Here is a 14,236-nt window from a genome sequence, read left to right as displayed (position 1 = left end):
GTTTGATATGATAAAATAGTAAAGTTGTTAATTGAAGTTAGGGGGAAAAAAGATGTTCCTCAAGCGACTGGAAGTTGCAGGATTTAAATCATTTGCTGAACAGGTTAATATTGAGTTTGTCTCAGGGGTCACGGCGGTAGTCGGACCAAACGGCAGCGGAAAAAGCAATATTTCGGACAGCATCCGTTGGGTGCTTGGTGAGCAATCCGCCAAATCATTGCGCGGAAGCAAAATGGAAGATATCATTTTTGCCGGCAGTGACAGCCGGAAGCCGCTGAATTATGCTGAGGTCAGTCTCGTATTGGATAATGAAGACCAGCATCTGGCGATTGATTACAGCGAGGTCAGTGTAACGCGCCGTGTCTATCGCTCGGGTGATAGTGAATATTTTATTAATAAGCAAGCATGCCGCTTAAAAGATATCGTCGACCTGTTTTTAGATTCCGGTCTCGGCCGTGAAGCCTATTCGATTATCGGACAGGGAAAAGTTGAGGAAATTTTAAGCAGCAAGCCGACCGACCGCCGGGTCATTTTTGAGGAAGCGGCCGGAGTGCTCAAATACAAAACGCGAAAAGAAAAAGCTGAAAAGCGTCTCGCGGAAACACAGGAAAACCTATGGAGAGTCGAAGATATTTTGCACGAGCTTGAGGGTCAGGTCGAGCCGTTGCAAATTCAGGCGTCGATTGCCAAGGATTATTTACATAAGCGCGAAGAACTGAAAGAGGTGGAAATCGCGCTGCTCGTCCATGAAATTCATGAGCTGCACGGTCAATGGGAGGAAGAAAAGGAGAAGCTCGGCCAACTTAGAAGCAGCTATGAAGAGCATCAAGAGCGGCTTGCCGCTCTTGAAGAAGAACGGCTTTCTTTACGGGAAGAAACGGAAGCGTTGAACGAACGCTATCAAAGCGCGCAGGAGGAACTGCTCGTCACAAGCGAGGATCTTGAGAAAAAGGAAGGAATGCGTCAGCTGCTCGATGAGCGGAAAAAGCATGCCTCGCAAAACAAGAAGCAGCTTGAAGAGGCCTGCCAGGAAAAAGAAGCCCAGCTGAAAGCGGTAGAAGCCAGCTGGCGGCAGGAAGCGGAGCAGCTGAGGCAGGTAACAGCGCGCGTTAAGGAGCTTGAACAGACAGTGACGAGCAAAGAGCAGCTGCTGGCAAAGTTCGACGCGACGAGCGAGGAAGAAATGGAGCAGCACAAAGCCGATTACATCGAAGTGCTGAATGAGCAGGCGAGCATCCGCAACGAAAAGCGTTATCTTGAGGAGCAGCTTCGTCAGCAGCAGGTTAAGCAGGAGCGCTTATTGCAGGAGAATGAAGGTCTTGTCGCGGAGCGGGAAAAGCTGGCAGAGCAGCTGGCGGCGGCGACCGAGCAGGCCGCAGCGCGCACAGCGGCGCTGGAGCAGGCCGGTGAAGCGTACCGCAGGAAGCAGCGCGAATATGAAACGGTAAAGGACAGATACCATAAGCAGGAAACGAAGCTTTATGAAGGCTATCAAATGGTTCAGCGGCTGCAGTCACGAGCCGATGTGCTGACGGAAATGGAGGCTGATTTTTCCGGCTTCTTCCAGGGGGTAAAGGAAGTCCTCAAGGCGCGCGGGAAGCTGTCCGGTGTTGTCGGCGCGGTAGCCGAGCTGATTGAGGTGCCGAAGGAATATGAGACCGCGATTGAAATCGCATTAGGAGGGGCTTCGCAGCATGTCGTAACACGATCGGAAGCCGATGCGCGCAAGGCGATTCAATTTTTGAAGCAAAATCGCAGCGGCCGGGCGACTTTTTTGCCATTGCCGGTCATCAAGCCGCGCCATATTCCAGCTTCCACCCTACAGCAGGTAGAAGGTCATCCGGCCTTTATCGGCGTCGCCGCTTCGTTAGTAAACTATGAGCGGACATATGAGTCTGTTTTGTCCAATTTGCTCGGTCACGTGCTGATTGCCCGTGATTTGCCGGGAGCCAATCAGCTTGCCGCTTTAACGGGTCACCGCTTTCGCGTCGTCTCACTTGAAGGCGATGTCGTCAATCCGGGGGGCTCGATGACAGGCGGGGCGCTCAAGCAAAAGCAAAGTCCGTTATTAGGAAGAAAACGCGAGCTTGAGGAGCTGAAGCAAAAGCTGGATAAGCTGACGAAGATGACGGTTCAGCTTGAGCAGGAGGTCCGGCAGGATAAAGAGACAATGAAGCAGCTTGAGCAGGAGCTTGAGCAGCTTCGGCAGCAGGGTGAGGAGGCGCGCTACGCGCTGCAGGAGGCGAAGACGGCCGTTCAGCAGCTCGAAAAGGAGCTTGAGCGCTCACACGACCAATTCTCCCGCTTTGACCGCGAACAAGCGACATTTACCGATGAAGTCGAACGGATTAAAGCGAAGCAGCAGGAATTGGATCAACGCTATGAGACGGCTGTCAGCGAGGCGGAAGCGCTTGAGCGGAAAGTGAAGGAGCTTGAGGAGCTTCAGGTTGCCGAGCGTCATTCCAAAGAAACGATGCAGGAGGAGCTTGTCGCCGATAAAATTGCTTTGGCGACCGCCAGAGAGCGACTCGCCGCCGTCAAAGAGCAGGAGCAGAGGCTGAAAAAAGAACAAACGGCGCTTGATAAAGAGGTGTCCGAGCTTGAAGAGCATCTGCAATTGCTCACAGGTGAAATGACCGATCGTTCCCAAGGAGAAAGCGGGCTTGCTGAGCAGATTGACTCCTATCGCCGGAAAAAGGGCGAGTTGACGGAGCAGATTGCGGCGATGAAGGAAAAGCGGGCCTCGCTCGATCAGGCGTATGTCAACCTCGAGGCGGCGCTGAAAAAGCAGCAGGATGCTCATGCCTTGCTTGCTGACGACTGTCGGAAAATTGAAGTGAAGGTCAACCGGATGGATGTTGAGCTTGACAATCGGCTCGAGCAGCTTCGAGAGGAGTACGAGCTGTCGTTTGAAGCGGCGCGTGCGCACTATCAGCTGACGATTGATCCCGAGGAAGCGCGGACGAAGGTTAAGCTGATTAAGCTGGCGCTGGCCGAACTTGGCACTGTCAATCTCGGCTCGATAGACGAATACGAACGCGTCCGTGAACGGTTTGATTTTCTGAGCAGCCAGCGTCAGGACTTAATGGAAGCAAAGCAGACGCTCCACGATGTGATCGCTGAAATGGATGAGGAAATGACTAAGCGCTTTTATGAGACGTATTTGCAAATCCGCACTCATTTTCAGAAGGTATTCAAGCAGCTGTTCGGCGGGGGTGAGGCCGATTTGGTGCTGACGGAACCGGATCATTTGCTTGAATCAGGCGTCGATATCGTCGCCCGGCCGCCAGGAAAGAAGATGCAGAGTCTCGGCCTGCTTTCCGGCGGTGAACGGGCGTTAACGGCGATCGGCCTGCTATTTGCCATTTTGTACGTCCGTCCCGTTCCGTTTTGCGTGCTTGATGAAGTCGAAGCGGCGCTTGATGAGGCCAATGTCAGCCGCTTCGCCCATTTTCTGAAAAGCTTCAGCTCAGAGACGCAATTTATCGTGATCACGCATCGCAAAGGGACGATGGAGGAAGCGGATGTTTTATACGGCGTGACAATGCAGGAGTCTGGTGTCTCGCGCATCGTCTCGGTTAAACTGGAAGAAACGAAAGAATTAATCGAAAGCTAGGTGAAGCAGATGAGCTTTTTTAAGAAACTGAAGGAAAAAATTACGACGCAAACGACGGAAGTAACGGATAAGTTTAAGAACGGACTTGAAAAGACGAGAGATTCCTTTGTCGGCAAAATGAACGAGCTTGTCTACCGCTACCGCAAAGTCGATGAGGATTTTTTCGAAGAGCTTGAAGAGCTGTTGATTAGCGCTGATGTCGGCGTGCCGACGGTGATGGAATTGATCGATACGTTAAAGGATGAGGTTCGTCTGCGCAACATTAAGGATACGGCTGATATTCAGCCGGTCATTTCCGAGAAGCTGACCGAGCTGCTTGAGAAAGAGGGAGAAGATACGACGCTTGCGCTGCAGGAAAATGGGATGACGGTGATCCTTGTCGTCGGCGTGAACGGAGTCGGAAAGACGACGAGCATCGGCAAGCTCGCTCATTATTTGCAGCAGGAGGGCAAGTCGGTGATGCTTGCGGCGGGCGATACGTTCCGGGCCGGGGCGATCGAACAGCTTGAAGTATGGGGCGAGCGTGTTGGCGCAGACGTGATCAAGCAGCAGTCCGGCTCAGACCCGGCGGCGGTGATGTATGATGCGTTGCAAGCCGCGAAGGCGCGCCAGGTCGATGTGTTAGTTTGCGATACGGCGGGCAGACTGCAAAATAAGGTTAATTTGATGAAGGAGCTTGAGAAGGTCAAGCGTGTCATCGAAAGAGAAGTGCCGGGAGCACCGCATGAAGTGCTGCTTGTGCTTGACGCAACAACCGGACAAAATGCAATGTCGCAGGCGAAAACGTTCGGTGAAACGACGGAAGTATCGGGCATTGTCTTAACGAAGCTTGATGGGACGGCGAAGGGCGGAATTGTGCTGGCGATACGCCACGAGCTTGACATTCCGGTGAAGTTTATCGGGCTCGGTGAGAAGATGGATGATCTCCAGCCGTTTCAGGCCGAACAGTTTGTCTACGGGCTGTTTAAAGATATTTTGGAAGCGGAACAGGCCGAGCAGGACTAGCGTTTTGCTTTGTTAAGAAAAAAACTTGACAGTTAGGCGGAGCATGTTGTAATATGATATCTCGTAAAGGGAAATCACTTAACAAGGGGTTGGTGATGTGTTAGATAAGACGCTCCGAATGAATCTTTTATATGATTTCTATCAATCCTTGCTAACACAAAAACAGCGGAAATACATGTCCTTGTACTATCTTGATGATTTCTCCTTGGGCGAGATTGCTGAAGCATTTGAAGTCAGCCGCCAGGCGGTGTACGATAATATTAAGCGGACAGAGGCGATGCTTGAGGAATATGAAGCAAAGCTGATGCTGCTGGCGAAATTCGAGCAGCGGACCGAACTGCTGACTCAGATCAAGGAAGCAATCGAAAGCAATGCGACTCCTGAAGAGATCATGTCGATGCTTGACTCTCTTGAGAAATTAGACTAGGAGGCGACAACATGGCATTTGAAGGTTTAGCGGAGCGACTGCAGGATACATTAACAAAAATCCGCGGCAAAGGAAAGGTCAGTGAGCAGGACGTCAAGGAAATGATGCGTGAGGTTCGCCTTGCCTTACTGGAAGCGGATGTTAACTTTAAAGTGGTGAAGCAATTCATCGCCAGCGTGAAAGAAAAGGCGCTCGGGCAGGAAGTGATGAAAAGCTTAACGCCGGGGCAACAGATTATTAAGGTCGTCAACGAAGAACTGACCGCGCTTATGGGGGGCGAACAAAGCAAGATCGCCGTCGCTTCAAAGCCGCCGACTGTCGTGATGATGGTTGGGCTTCAAGGTGCCGGTAAAACGACGACGACGGCCAAGCTTGCGAACCATTTGCGCAAAAAGCATAATCGTCAGCCTTTGCTCGTCGCGGCCGATATTTACCGCCCGGCGGCGATCAAGCAGCTTGAAACGCTTGGAAAGCAATTGAATATGCCGGTGTTCTCGCTCGGCGATCAGGTGAGCCCGGTGGAGATTGCCAAGCAGGCAATTGCCAAGGCAAAGGAAGACCATCATGATTATGTCTTAATCGATACGGCCGGACGGCTTCATATCGATGAAACATTAATGGATGAGCTTAAGCAGGTAAAGGAGCTTGCCAGCCCTGATGAAATTTTGCTCGTCGTTGATGCGATGACAGGGCAGGATGCCGTCAACGTTGCCGAAAGCTTTAATGAACAGCTCGATATTACCGGGGTTGTGCTGACAAAGCTCGACGGTGATACACGCGGTGGTGCGGCGATTTCCGTCAAGTCTGTCACCAATACGCCGATTAAGTTTGTCGGGATGGGCGAGAAAATCGACCAGCTCGAGCCGTTCCATCCGGAGCGGATGGCTTCGCGGATTCTTGGAATGGGCGATGTGCTGACATTGATCGAGAAAGCACAATCGAATGTCGACGCTGAAAAAGCGCGCGAGCTTGAAAAGAAGATGCGAAATATGGATTTCACCTTTGATGATTTTCTTGAACAGCTTGACCAGGTTCGCAGCATGGGACCACTTGATGAAATCCTGAACATGATGCCTGGCATGAACAAGATGAAGGGCATGAAGGATTTGCAGGTCGATGATAAGCAAATCGGCAAGGTCGAAGCAATCGTCCGTTCGATGACGAAAAAGGAAAAGCAGGAGCCGAGTATTATGAATGCCAGCCGCCGCCGCCGCGTTGCCGCCGGCAGTGGAACGACGATTCAGGATGTTAACCGGCTGCTGAAGCAGTTTGAAGACATGAAGAAGATGATGAAGCAGATGACCGGTATGGCCTCCGGCAAAGGGAAGAAAAGAGGCAAAGGTCTTGGAGGCTTTAAGCTTCCATTTTAAGAAGGAAGTCGCTTTTCCTGGTGAGGCGGGCAAGAAAGTTGGATGGACAGCCATTTATCTTTTTGTTGATTACTAGGAGAATTGATGATAATATAAAAAATTGTGTGAACTATTTTTGGAGGTGTCCCACGAATGGCAGTAAAAATTCGTTTAAAGCGTATGGGTTCTAACAAAGCCCCATTCTATCGTGTAGTAGTAGCAGATTCTCGCGCTCCGCGTGATGGTCGTTTCATTGAAGAGATTGGAACGTACAATCCATTAACACAACCGGCAAAGGTGAATATCGAAGAAGAGAAAGCTCTTGACTGGATGCTTAAAGGAGCGAAGCCGTCTGATACGGTTCGCAACCTGTTCTCAAAAGCAGGCTTAATGGAAAAGCTTCACAACGCGAAAAACCAGAAGTAAGAGAGTGTGACAACTCTCTAGCAATGAACTCATTGCGCTCTTTCCCTTTTTGATGATGAGTGAAAAGGAGAATCGTATGAAGGCGTTAGTTGAACACATTGTAAAAGCACTTGTAGACCAGCCTGAGCATGTTCAAGTTGAAGAAGTACAAGAGGGAGCAACCCTATGCTTGCGCCTGATGGTCCATCCTGATGATGTCGGGAAGGTCATCGGTAAGCAAGGTCGGACCGCGAAAGCGATACGCTCGGTTGTTTATGCCGCTGCGGTTTCGCCGTACAAGCGAGTGCGATTAGACATCGTGGATTAGCAACGCAGAGAAGAAGGAGTTGTCTCAAAGCCTAGCTTTTGGGACAGCTCCTTTTGCTATTGTAACCATTTGAAAAGGAAGGGCGAAGGACATGAAAATACTTCGTACAGTTGTTGTCAAACAAGTTGTCACCGAAGCGAAAAAGCAGAGCATCGTGCAGGAGTTTAAAAGTGAAATTCTGCAATGTGAACGCGAGCTGGAACAGCTTACCTTTCATTTACATAAAGCGACGAAGGATGTCGCCAGCAAGCATGAACAACAAACGCTTCGAGCACGCTATAAAGAGGAGATCAAGCAGCGAAAAGAAAAGCTCGCTGAACTGTCCTTTAAAGTCGATCAGCTGAGCAAGCTCGAAATTGGAACGGAGCTACGGGAAGGAACGGTCGAGACGATTGTTGAAATCAAGGAAGGAGATCCTTGGCCGGCCCCGGAGACGGAAATTGTCGTCAAAGACGGAGTGGTGGAGCAAATTCGCAGAAAGAAGGAATGAACAATGACAAATTGGTATAAAGTCGGAAAAATCGTCAATACGCATGGGATCAGGGGAGAGGTGCGCGTTATTTCCTCGACGGACTTTGCCGAGGAACGCTATGCGCCGGGCGTCGGGCTTCTGATCCGTCAGACGGCTGATGAACAGGGAACACCGGTCGTTGTCAAGCATCATCGCCGTCATAAAAACTTTGATCTTCTTCAATTTGAAGGCTATGACTCGATTAATGACGTGGAAGCATTTAAAGGGTCAACGTTGTTTGTGTCGGAGGAGCAGCTCGATGAATTGGATGAGCATGAATATTATTACCATGAAATCATCGGCTGTACCGTCGTCACAGAAGAGGGAGAGACGCTCGGAAACGTGAAAGAAATCTTTGAAACAGGGGCGAATGATGTCTGGGTCGTGCAGCGCGCCGGTGGAGGCAAGGATATTCTGCTGCCTTATATTGAAGATGTCGTCAAAGAGATCGATGTCGAAGAAAAGCAGATTACCGTTCGGCTGTTAGAGGGACTTGTCGATGAAGATTGATGTCCTCTCACTCTTTCCGGAGATGTTTACAGGAGTGATCAACACGTCGATTTTAAAGCAGGCGCAGGAACGGGAAGCGGTTAAGATTCAAGTCGTTGATTTTCGCGCTTATGCCGACAATAAGCACCGGAAGGTCGACGATTATCCGTATGGTGGCGGAGCGGGGATGGTGTTAAGCCCGCAGCCGCTGTTCGACGCCGTCGAGGCGCTGAAAGAAGAGAGCCACACGAAGCCGCGCGTCATTCTTCTTTGCCCGCAGGGAGAGCGCTACAGCCAGCAAAAAGCCGAGGAGCTGGCTGGCGAAGAGCACTTAATCCTTTTATGCGGCCATTATGAAGGCTATGATGAGCGGATTCGCGAGCATCTCGTTACTGATGAAATCTCAATTGGCGATTATGTGCTGACAGGCGGAGAGCTCGGGGCGATGGTCATTATCGACAGCGTCGCCCGCCTTTTGCCTGGTGTGCTTGGAAATGAAGAATCGGCGGTGACGGATTCCTTTTCGACCGGTCTGCTTGAGCATCCCCATTACACTCGCCCGGCTGATTTTCGCGGAATGAAGGTGCCTGACGTTCTTTTATCGGGGCATCATAAAAACATCGAAGCGTGGCGGGAAAAAGAAGCGCTCCGCCGGACGTGGCAAAGGCGGCCGGATTTGCTTGTGCAGGGGCCATTATCTGAACAGCAGCGGCGCTGGCTGAAGGAGTTTCAAGAAAAGCGTTAAAGGGAGTTGTGTTCCCCTCTGCTCTATGCTATTATAGTCTTTGTGGCTAATAGCCAGTGATTACGATGTTCCGCTGCAGGCAGCCTGTTATGAGCATCTGTATGGAAGGAGTGGAATTATACGATGAACAACATTATCCGTGAAATTACAAATGATCAGCTGCGCAGTGACCTGCCGGCGTTTCGTCCTGGTGACACTTTACGTGTACACGTAAAGGTTGTTGAGGGAACTCGCGAGCGTATCCAGGTTTTTGAAGGTGTCGTGATCAAGCGTCGTGGTACTGGTGTAAGTGAAACTTTCACAGTGCGTAAGATCTCATACGGTGTAGGTGTTGAACGTACATTCCCATTACATTCACCAAAGATCGAGAAGATCGAAGTGAAGCGTCGCGGTAAAGTACGTCGTGCGAAACTTTACTACTTGCGTAATCTGCGCGGTAAAGCGGCCCGTATTAAAGAAATCCGATAACACACGAAGAGAGGCTGCCTGATGCGCAGCCTCGAAACAGCGGGTAACGAAAAACGCTGTTTCCCTTGGGGTTTTCCCATACAAAAGAGGGTGTCCCCCAAAGCCAAGGCTTTTGGGACACCCTCTTTTTGTTTTAAAGAGATATTACAGGTTGAAAAAAGGGTAGAGGATTGTCAGAGCTTCGATATTCATAAGGAAGCAAGCATGTGATAAACTATGGCATAGTCAGGTAAATGTTTGTAATGGAGGCATGGGTATGAGTGAGAAAAAAAAGGAATCATGGGAATGGCTAAAAGCGGTAATTGTAGCCCTTGTTCTCGCTTTTTTGATTCGGCAGTTTTTGTTTGCCCCGGTGATCGTCGATGGGGAGTCAATGCTTCCGACATTGGAAGACAGCGATCGCTTAATTGTCAATAAAATCGGTTATGTTTTTGGGGAGCCGGAGCGCTTTGATATTATCGTTTTCCATGCCCCGGCCGGCAAGGACTATATTAAGCGGGTAATCGGTTTACCTGGTGATCGCGTCGAGTATCGCGATGATACGCTTTATATTAATGGAGAGCCGTTTGAGGAACCCTATTTAGATGAACTGCGGCCGTTGTATCAGGATGGTCTGACCGGTGATTTCGAGCTCGATGGTGTCGTGCCGGAGGATGAATTGTTTGTCCTTGGAGACAACCGCTGGCATAGCCGTGACAGCCGTGATATTGGCACGGTTCATATTGATGAAGTGATCGGCAAGGCGAATGTCGTGTTTTGGCCGATCTCAAATATACGAATTGCAAAGTAGGTGAAGCAGCATGACGATTCAGTGGTTTCCCGGACATATGGCCAAAGCGCGCCGTGAAGTAACAGAGAAGCTCGGCTTTATCGACGTCATTATTGAGCTGCTAGATGCGCGTGTCCCGCTTGCATCGAGAAATCCGATGATTGATGAAATCGTCGCCCATAAACCAAGGCTCGTGCTATTAAATAAAGCAGATTTAGCCGATCCGGCGATCACGGAGCGCTGGAAAGAGTATTTTGAAGAAAAAGGGGCGCTCGTGCTGGCGATCAATGCGCAAACGGGAAAAGGAACCGAAAAAATCGCCGCTGCCTGCACAAAGCTGGCACAGCCGCTCATTGAGAAATGGCGTTCAAAAGGAATGAAGCCAAGAGCGATCAGGGCGATGATTCTCGGGATCCCGAATGTCGGAAAATCGACGCTCATTAACCGGCTGGCGCAAAAGCGGACAGCGCAGGTCGGGGATCGTCCTGGCGTGACGAAGCGGCAGCAGTGGATCAAAGTAGGAAAAGAGCTGGAACTGCTCGATACGCCCGGGATATTATGGCCTAAATTCGAAGATCAGATCATTGGCTACCGCTTGGCGGCGACCGGAGCGATTAAGGATGAACTCCTTGATTTTCAAGATATCGCGCTGTTCGTCTTACGTTATATGAAGGACGCCTATCCAACATTGATTCAAAGCCGTTACAAGCTTGATGAGATACCGGAAGACGGGTTAGCTTTATTTGAAGAGATTGGGCGAAAGCGCGGCTGTCTGCTGCCTGGTGGCGCGGTTCATTATGACAAGGCGGCTGAAATTATCCTGCGGGAAACAAGAGCAGGAACGATAGGCCGGATTTCTTTGGAAACGCCTGATCAGCAGTAAAAAAGCGCAGCTGTCCGGCTGCAAAAGAGAGGGACGAGGGCTGGCAGGCTTGGCGTTGGCCTCTCTTTTTTGTTTCAACGGTTCCTGCTTTAGATAAGCTGAAGAAGAACCGATATAGAAAATAAGAAGAAAAATTAGCCGGTTAGATGTAAGGAAAAATAAGGAGATAAAATGAAACAATCGATTCAGCATATTAGACAACTACTTGAACAGCCGGAAGTTGAACAGGAGCAGCTTGACAGGCTGGCCGGAGACGAACGCAAAGGAGTTCAAACGTTACTGAAGCAATATAGGAAGCGGCAGGAGCAACGGCAGCAGTTGCTGGCGATGCATGAGCGAATGAACGAGTACGAGCGACAGTTGCGCTCACAGGGCTATCATGCGCTGGCGGGAATCGATGAAGTCGGTCGCGGCCCGCTCGCCGGTCCGGTCGTCGCCGCAGCCGTCATTCTTCCTCCGGACTTCAGGCTGCTCGGCTTAACCGATTCGAAAAAGCTGTCGAAACAAAAACGTGAGGCGTTTTCTGAAATAATCAAACGGGAAGCGATCGCTTATTCCATTGAAATGGTGCATGCTGCTGAAATTGATCGGATCAATATCTATCAAGCTACGAAAACAGCGATGCAGACGGCCATCTCGACGTTACATAAAGAGCCGGACTATCTTTTGCTTGACGCAATGAGTCTTCAGCTCGACATTCCGCAAACAAGCCTGATCAAAGGCGATGAAAAAAGCATCACGATCGCCGCCAGCTCCGTTATCGCCAAGGTGGCGCGTGATACATATATGGCTGAGCTTGAAACGAAATATCCGGGCTACGGCTTTTCACACCACGCCGGGTACGGGACGAAGGAGCATTTGGAGGCGATCGACCGCCTCGGCGTGACGCCCGAGCATCGCCGTTCGTTCAGACCGGTGCAGGAAAGAGCGTAAGAACAGCTAGGAGGGAAGAAGATGATACAGTCGCGCATTCATAATGAAGGGATCGGTCAGCCATCCCAGCCTCGGCCATTACACCTTACCCAAGGCCAGGTGTTTCAGGGACGGATCGCTAAGCTTTATCCGCAGAACATGGCCGCCTTACAGGTTCACGGGACGACGGTGACAGCTCGTCTGGAAGCCGCTCTGACAGCAGGTCAGCGCTATTGGTTTGAAGTCCAGGAAAGCGCGGGGATCCCGCGGCTGCGCGTCTTAGATGATAACGCGATCAGACAACGGGAAGGGCTTGGCGACCAGCCTTCGATCCAAAAGCTGATCCAGCAGCTCTCCCTCCCGGCTTCAAAGGAAACAGAAGCATTTGTCCGCCACCTGTCGGAACAGCAGCAGCCCTTTACCCGGCAAACGGTCGTCAGTGGCTCGCAGCTGTTGACCGAGCTGCAGCAATTTAATCAAAGAGGCTTTCAGACACTGATTGAGATGATGCAACGTCAGCTTCCTTTAACGAAAGAGACGTTTCAGGCTTACCAGTCGCTTACATTGAGCCCTTCGCTGACCCAGCAGCTGCAGCAGCTAAGTCAGATGCTGGAACAAAGCACGCATCCCGCCACCGGTCAGCTTAGACAGCTAACAGCTGCGCTCGTTCATCCTGATCAGCAGGCGAAACCGTCGCCGATTGTTCAGCTGTTGGCCCAATTTGCCACCGAAGGAGAAGGAGACGTAAGCCGGGGCGCCGGCCAGCTTCTCGCTCGTCTTGGCATTATCGAGGCAGGAGCAAGCCGTTCGCAGCTTGCCAGTCAATTTCAGACCGCGGTGCTTCATCCGGCGAATCGTGAAATCGTCGCTTCACTTTGGCCGGATTTGAGGAGCGGACAGGGAGCCGAACTGAGCAGGCTTGAACCGCGGCAATTTCTTGAAACGATGCTCGGCCGTCTGTCGATACCGGCAGGGAAAGAAGGGGAGCCAGCCTTGCAGCAGTTGCTCCAGCTTTTGCAAAGCAAAGAACCGGCGGCAGCTATTCATAGCCGCTGGCTGACGTTGCCGCAGCAGGAGCTGTCAGCAAGCGAGAGGGCGGCTTTTCTCCAGGTGCTTGAATCAGGCTCCCCGTTTGCTCAGGAGAAGGGCGGAGCCGCCAAGCATTTGCAACATGTACTCCAGCTGCTTGGCTATCAGCATGAACGCGATGTTAGTCGCCTGCTACAGGGAGAGCTGACGAGAGAGACGATCGTGACGGATCGTGTAAAGGCGCAATTGCTCCAGCTTCAGCAACAGGATCTTCCGGCGGGACTGAAGGAGCAGGTCAATCAGACGCTTCAGCGGCTGACCGGTCAACAGCTGCTCGCTCAGGAGCAAAATGGCCCGTATCAGCAGTTGATTCTCCAGCTTCCGTTAACCCTCGGTGCGTGGCAGACCGACATGACGGTTCAATGGGAAGGGAAAAAACAGCAGAACGGGGAGCTGAATCCCGATTACTGCCGCATTCTCTTTTATTTAACACTTGAACAGCTTGAGGAGACCATTGTCGATGTCCAGATTCAAAACCGAATTGTGGCGGTGACCGTTTATAATGAACACGAAAGCCCCGATGCGCTGATCAATGTATTAGTACCGACCTTGAAAAAGGGTCTTGCCGAGCACAATTATCAATTGCTTTCGGTAAAATGGCGCAAGATGAAGGATGCGCAGGCGAGCTCGCAGCAGGCAAATCATTTGTATAAGCCCCATGTGCATTATCAGGGAGTGGATGTGAGAATATGAAGCAGGAACGAAAAAAGCAGGCTGTCGCCCTCCGTTATCAGGCTGAAACAGATGTTTCGCCGAAAGTGGTTGCTAAAGGGAAAGGCTATATCGCGGAGGAACTGATTGCGAAGGCGAAGGAAAACGACGTTCCGATTCAGGAGGATCCTTCCCTTGTCGAAATGCTCGCTCAGCTTGAGGTGAATCAGGCGATTCCGCCGGAGCTTTATGAAGTTGTTGCCGAAGTGTTTTCCTTTATTTATAAAATTGACCAGCACCAAAAATAAGTCTGATAGTGGGTGAATCAAAAGGATATACTATGCCCATAACGTCTTACTACAGGAGGGCTGGTCGATGAAGGAAAATAAATTGCTTGTACCTGAAGCGATCTCTTTTATGGAAAGCTATCAGGAGGAATACGCGCAGGAATTCGGCGTGCATTTTTCCGTCCAGGAGACAGACGCCAAGGCGAAAGATATGACAAAGGAAATGCTCAAGAAACAAAGCAAGGAATCAAAAAAGAAAGCGGATAAGCAGCAATAAGGGGATGCCTTAACAGAAGCATCTC

The 14,236-nt window shown here is 50.8% G+C and carries 16 protein-coding genes; all 16 read left to right on the top strand.

Annotated elements, in window-relative coordinates; all coding sequences use genetic code 11:
* The first annotated feature begins 52 nt into the window (after nucleotides 1–52).
* The 16 genes from smc (at nucleotide 53) to ABMB67_RS05630 (ending at nucleotide 14,211) form a co-directional block, all read left to right on the top strand.
* Nucleotides 53–3,616, top strand: a complete 3,564-nt coding sequence (gene smc, locus ABMB67_RS05705) for a chromosome segregation protein SMC (protein WP_354571369.1) — start codon at nucleotides 53–55, stop codon at nucleotides 3,614–3,616.
* A gap of 9 nt (nucleotides 3,617–3,625) precedes the next feature.
* Entirely contained in the window at nucleotides 3,626–4,621 is a 996-nt protein-coding gene (ftsY, locus tag ABMB67_RS05700; RefSeq protein WP_354571368.1) for a signal recognition particle-docking protein FtsY, read from the top strand.
* 97 nt (nucleotides 4,622–4,718) lie between these two features.
* Entirely contained in the window at nucleotides 4,719–5,048 is a 330-nt protein-coding gene (locus ABMB67_RS05695) for a putative DNA-binding protein (protein WP_251221987.1), read from the top strand.
* A gap of 11 nt (nucleotides 5,049–5,059) precedes the next feature.
* Complete coding sequence (ffh, locus tag ABMB67_RS05690; protein WP_354571367.1) at nucleotides 5,060–6,418, top strand: signal recognition particle protein; 1,359 nt, start codon at nucleotides 5,060–5,062, stop codon at nucleotides 6,416–6,418.
* Between the two features lie 132 nt (nucleotides 6,419–6,550).
* Complete coding sequence (gene rpsP / locus ABMB67_RS05685) at nucleotides 6,551–6,823, top strand: 30S ribosomal protein S16 (RefSeq protein ID WP_251192121.1); 273 nt, start codon at nucleotides 6,551–6,553, stop codon at nucleotides 6,821–6,823.
* A gap of 76 nt (nucleotides 6,824–6,899) precedes the next feature.
* Complete coding sequence (locus ABMB67_RS05680; RefSeq protein WP_251221989.1) at nucleotides 6,900–7,130, top strand: KH domain-containing protein; 231 nt, start codon at nucleotides 6,900–6,902, stop codon at nucleotides 7,128–7,130.
* A 91-nt stretch (nucleotides 7,131–7,221) separates the two neighbouring features.
* A complete protein-coding gene (locus tag ABMB67_RS05675) occupies nucleotides 7,222–7,620 on the top strand; it encodes a YlqD family protein (protein ID WP_251221990.1) in 399 nt (132 codons plus the stop codon).
* A 3-nt stretch (nucleotides 7,621–7,623) separates the two neighbouring features.
* Nucleotides 7,624–8,151, top strand: a complete 528-nt coding sequence (gene rimM / locus ABMB67_RS05670) for a ribosome maturation factor RimM (RefSeq protein ID WP_251221991.1) — start codon at nucleotides 7,624–7,626, stop codon at nucleotides 8,149–8,151.
* Nucleotides 8,141–8,875 (top strand): tRNA (guanosine(37)-N1)-methyltransferase TrmD, encoded by a 735-nt coding sequence (trmD, locus tag ABMB67_RS05665; RefSeq protein ID WP_354571366.1) that lies wholly within the window; start codon nucleotides 8,141–8,143, stop codon nucleotides 8,873–8,875. The genes rimM and trmD overlap by 11 nt, the downstream gene beginning before the upstream one ends.
* A 123-nt stretch (nucleotides 8,876–8,998) precedes the next feature.
* Nucleotides 8,999–9,343 carry a 50S ribosomal protein L19 gene (rplS, locus tag ABMB67_RS05660; RefSeq protein WP_251221993.1) on the top strand — a complete coding sequence of 115 codons (345 nt, stop codon included), beginning with the start codon at nucleotides 8,999–9,001 and terminating at the stop codon, nucleotides 9,341–9,343.
* A gap of 256 nt (nucleotides 9,344–9,599) precedes the next feature.
* Complete coding sequence (lepB, locus tag ABMB67_RS05655) at nucleotides 9,600–10,133, top strand: signal peptidase I (RefSeq protein ID WP_251221994.1); 534 nt, start codon at nucleotides 9,600–9,602, stop codon at nucleotides 10,131–10,133.
* A gap of 10 nt (nucleotides 10,134–10,143) precedes the next feature.
* Nucleotides 10,144–10,995 (top strand): ribosome biogenesis GTPase YlqF, encoded by an 852-nt coding sequence (gene ylqF / locus ABMB67_RS05650; protein WP_354571365.1) that lies wholly within the window; start codon nucleotides 10,144–10,146, stop codon nucleotides 10,993–10,995.
* A gap of 171 nt (nucleotides 10,996–11,166) precedes the next feature.
* The gene (gene rnhB / locus ABMB67_RS05645) at nucleotides 11,167–11,928 is read left to right on the top strand and encodes a ribonuclease HII (protein WP_251221996.1); all 762 of its coding nucleotides are present in this window, start codon (nucleotides 11,167–11,169) and stop codon (nucleotides 11,926–11,928) included.
* Between the two features lie 21 nt (nucleotides 11,929–11,949).
* Nucleotides 11,950–13,689: a TP0910 N-terminal domain-containing protein gene (locus ABMB67_RS05640; protein ID WP_251221997.1), complete on the top strand. Its 1,740-nt coding sequence runs from the start codon at nucleotides 11,950–11,952 to the stop codon at nucleotides 13,687–13,689.
* Nucleotides 13,686–13,955 carry an EscU/YscU/HrcU family type III secretion system export apparatus switch protein gene (locus tag ABMB67_RS05635; protein ID WP_251221998.1) on the top strand — a complete coding sequence of 90 codons (270 nt, stop codon included), beginning with the start codon at nucleotides 13,686–13,688 and terminating at the stop codon, nucleotides 13,953–13,955. The genes ABMB67_RS05640 and ABMB67_RS05635 overlap by 4 nt, the downstream gene beginning before the upstream one ends.
* A 67-nt stretch (nucleotides 13,956–14,022) precedes the next feature.
* Nucleotides 14,023–14,211: a small, acid-soluble spore protein, alpha/beta type gene (locus ABMB67_RS05630; RefSeq protein WP_251221999.1), complete on the top strand. Its 189-nt coding sequence runs from the start codon at nucleotides 14,023–14,025 to the stop codon at nucleotides 14,209–14,211.
* The last annotated feature ends 25 nt before the right edge of the window (nucleotides 14,212–14,236 follow it).

It is taken from the genome of Halalkalibacter oceani (genome assembly GCF_040544555.1).
Classification (GTDB): Bacteria; Bacillota; Bacilli; order Bacillales; family Bacillaceae_D; genus Halalkalibacter; species Halalkalibacter oceani.
The sequence above is the reverse complement of the archived record's forward strand: the minus strand, read 5'-3'. Positions and strand labels throughout refer to the sequence as shown.

Coding starts and splice junctions, on each gene's coding strand:
- smc (WP_354571369.1), top strand. CDS start 53: ATGTTCCTCAAGCGACTGGAAGTTGCAGGATTTAAATCATTTGCTGAA.
- ftsY (WP_354571368.1), top strand. CDS start 3,626: ATGAGCTTTTTTAAGAAACTGAAGGAAAAAATTACGACGCAAACGACG.
- ffh (WP_354571367.1), top strand. CDS start 5,060: ATGGCATTTGAAGGTTTAGCGGAGCGACTGCAGGATACATTAACAAAA.
- rpsP (WP_251192121.1), top strand. CDS start 6,551: ATGGCAGTAAAAATTCGTTTAAAGCGTATGGGTTCTAACAAAGCCCCA.
- ABMB67_RS05680 (WP_251221989.1), top strand. CDS start 6,900: ATGAAGGCGTTAGTTGAACACATTGTAAAAGCACTTGTAGACCAGCCT.
- ABMB67_RS05675 (WP_251221990.1), top strand. CDS start 7,222: ATGAAAATACTTCGTACAGTTGTTGTCAAACAAGTTGTCACCGAAGCG.
- rimM (WP_251221991.1), top strand. CDS start 7,624: ATGACAAATTGGTATAAAGTCGGAAAAATCGTCAATACGCATGGGATC.
- trmD (WP_354571366.1), top strand. CDS start 8,141: ATGAAGATTGATGTCCTCTCACTCTTTCCGGAGATGTTTACAGGAGTG.
- rplS (WP_251221993.1), top strand. CDS start 8,999: ATGAACAACATTATCCGTGAAATTACAAATGATCAGCTGCGCAGTGAC.
- lepB (WP_251221994.1), top strand. CDS start 9,600: ATGAGTGAGAAAAAAAAGGAATCATGGGAATGGCTAAAAGCGGTAATT.
- ylqF (WP_354571365.1), top strand. CDS start 10,144: ATGACGATTCAGTGGTTTCCCGGACATATGGCCAAAGCGCGCCGTGAA.
- rnhB (WP_251221996.1), top strand. CDS start 11,167: ATGAAACAATCGATTCAGCATATTAGACAACTACTTGAACAGCCGGAA.
- ABMB67_RS05640 (WP_251221997.1), top strand. CDS start 11,950: ATGATACAGTCGCGCATTCATAATGAAGGGATCGGTCAGCCATCCCAG.
- ABMB67_RS05635 (WP_251221998.1), top strand. CDS start 13,686: ATGAAGCAGGAACGAAAAAAGCAGGCTGTCGCCCTCCGTTATCAGGCT.
- ABMB67_RS05630 (WP_251221999.1), top strand. CDS start 14,023: ATGAAGGAAAATAAATTGCTTGTACCTGAAGCGATCTCTTTTATGGAA.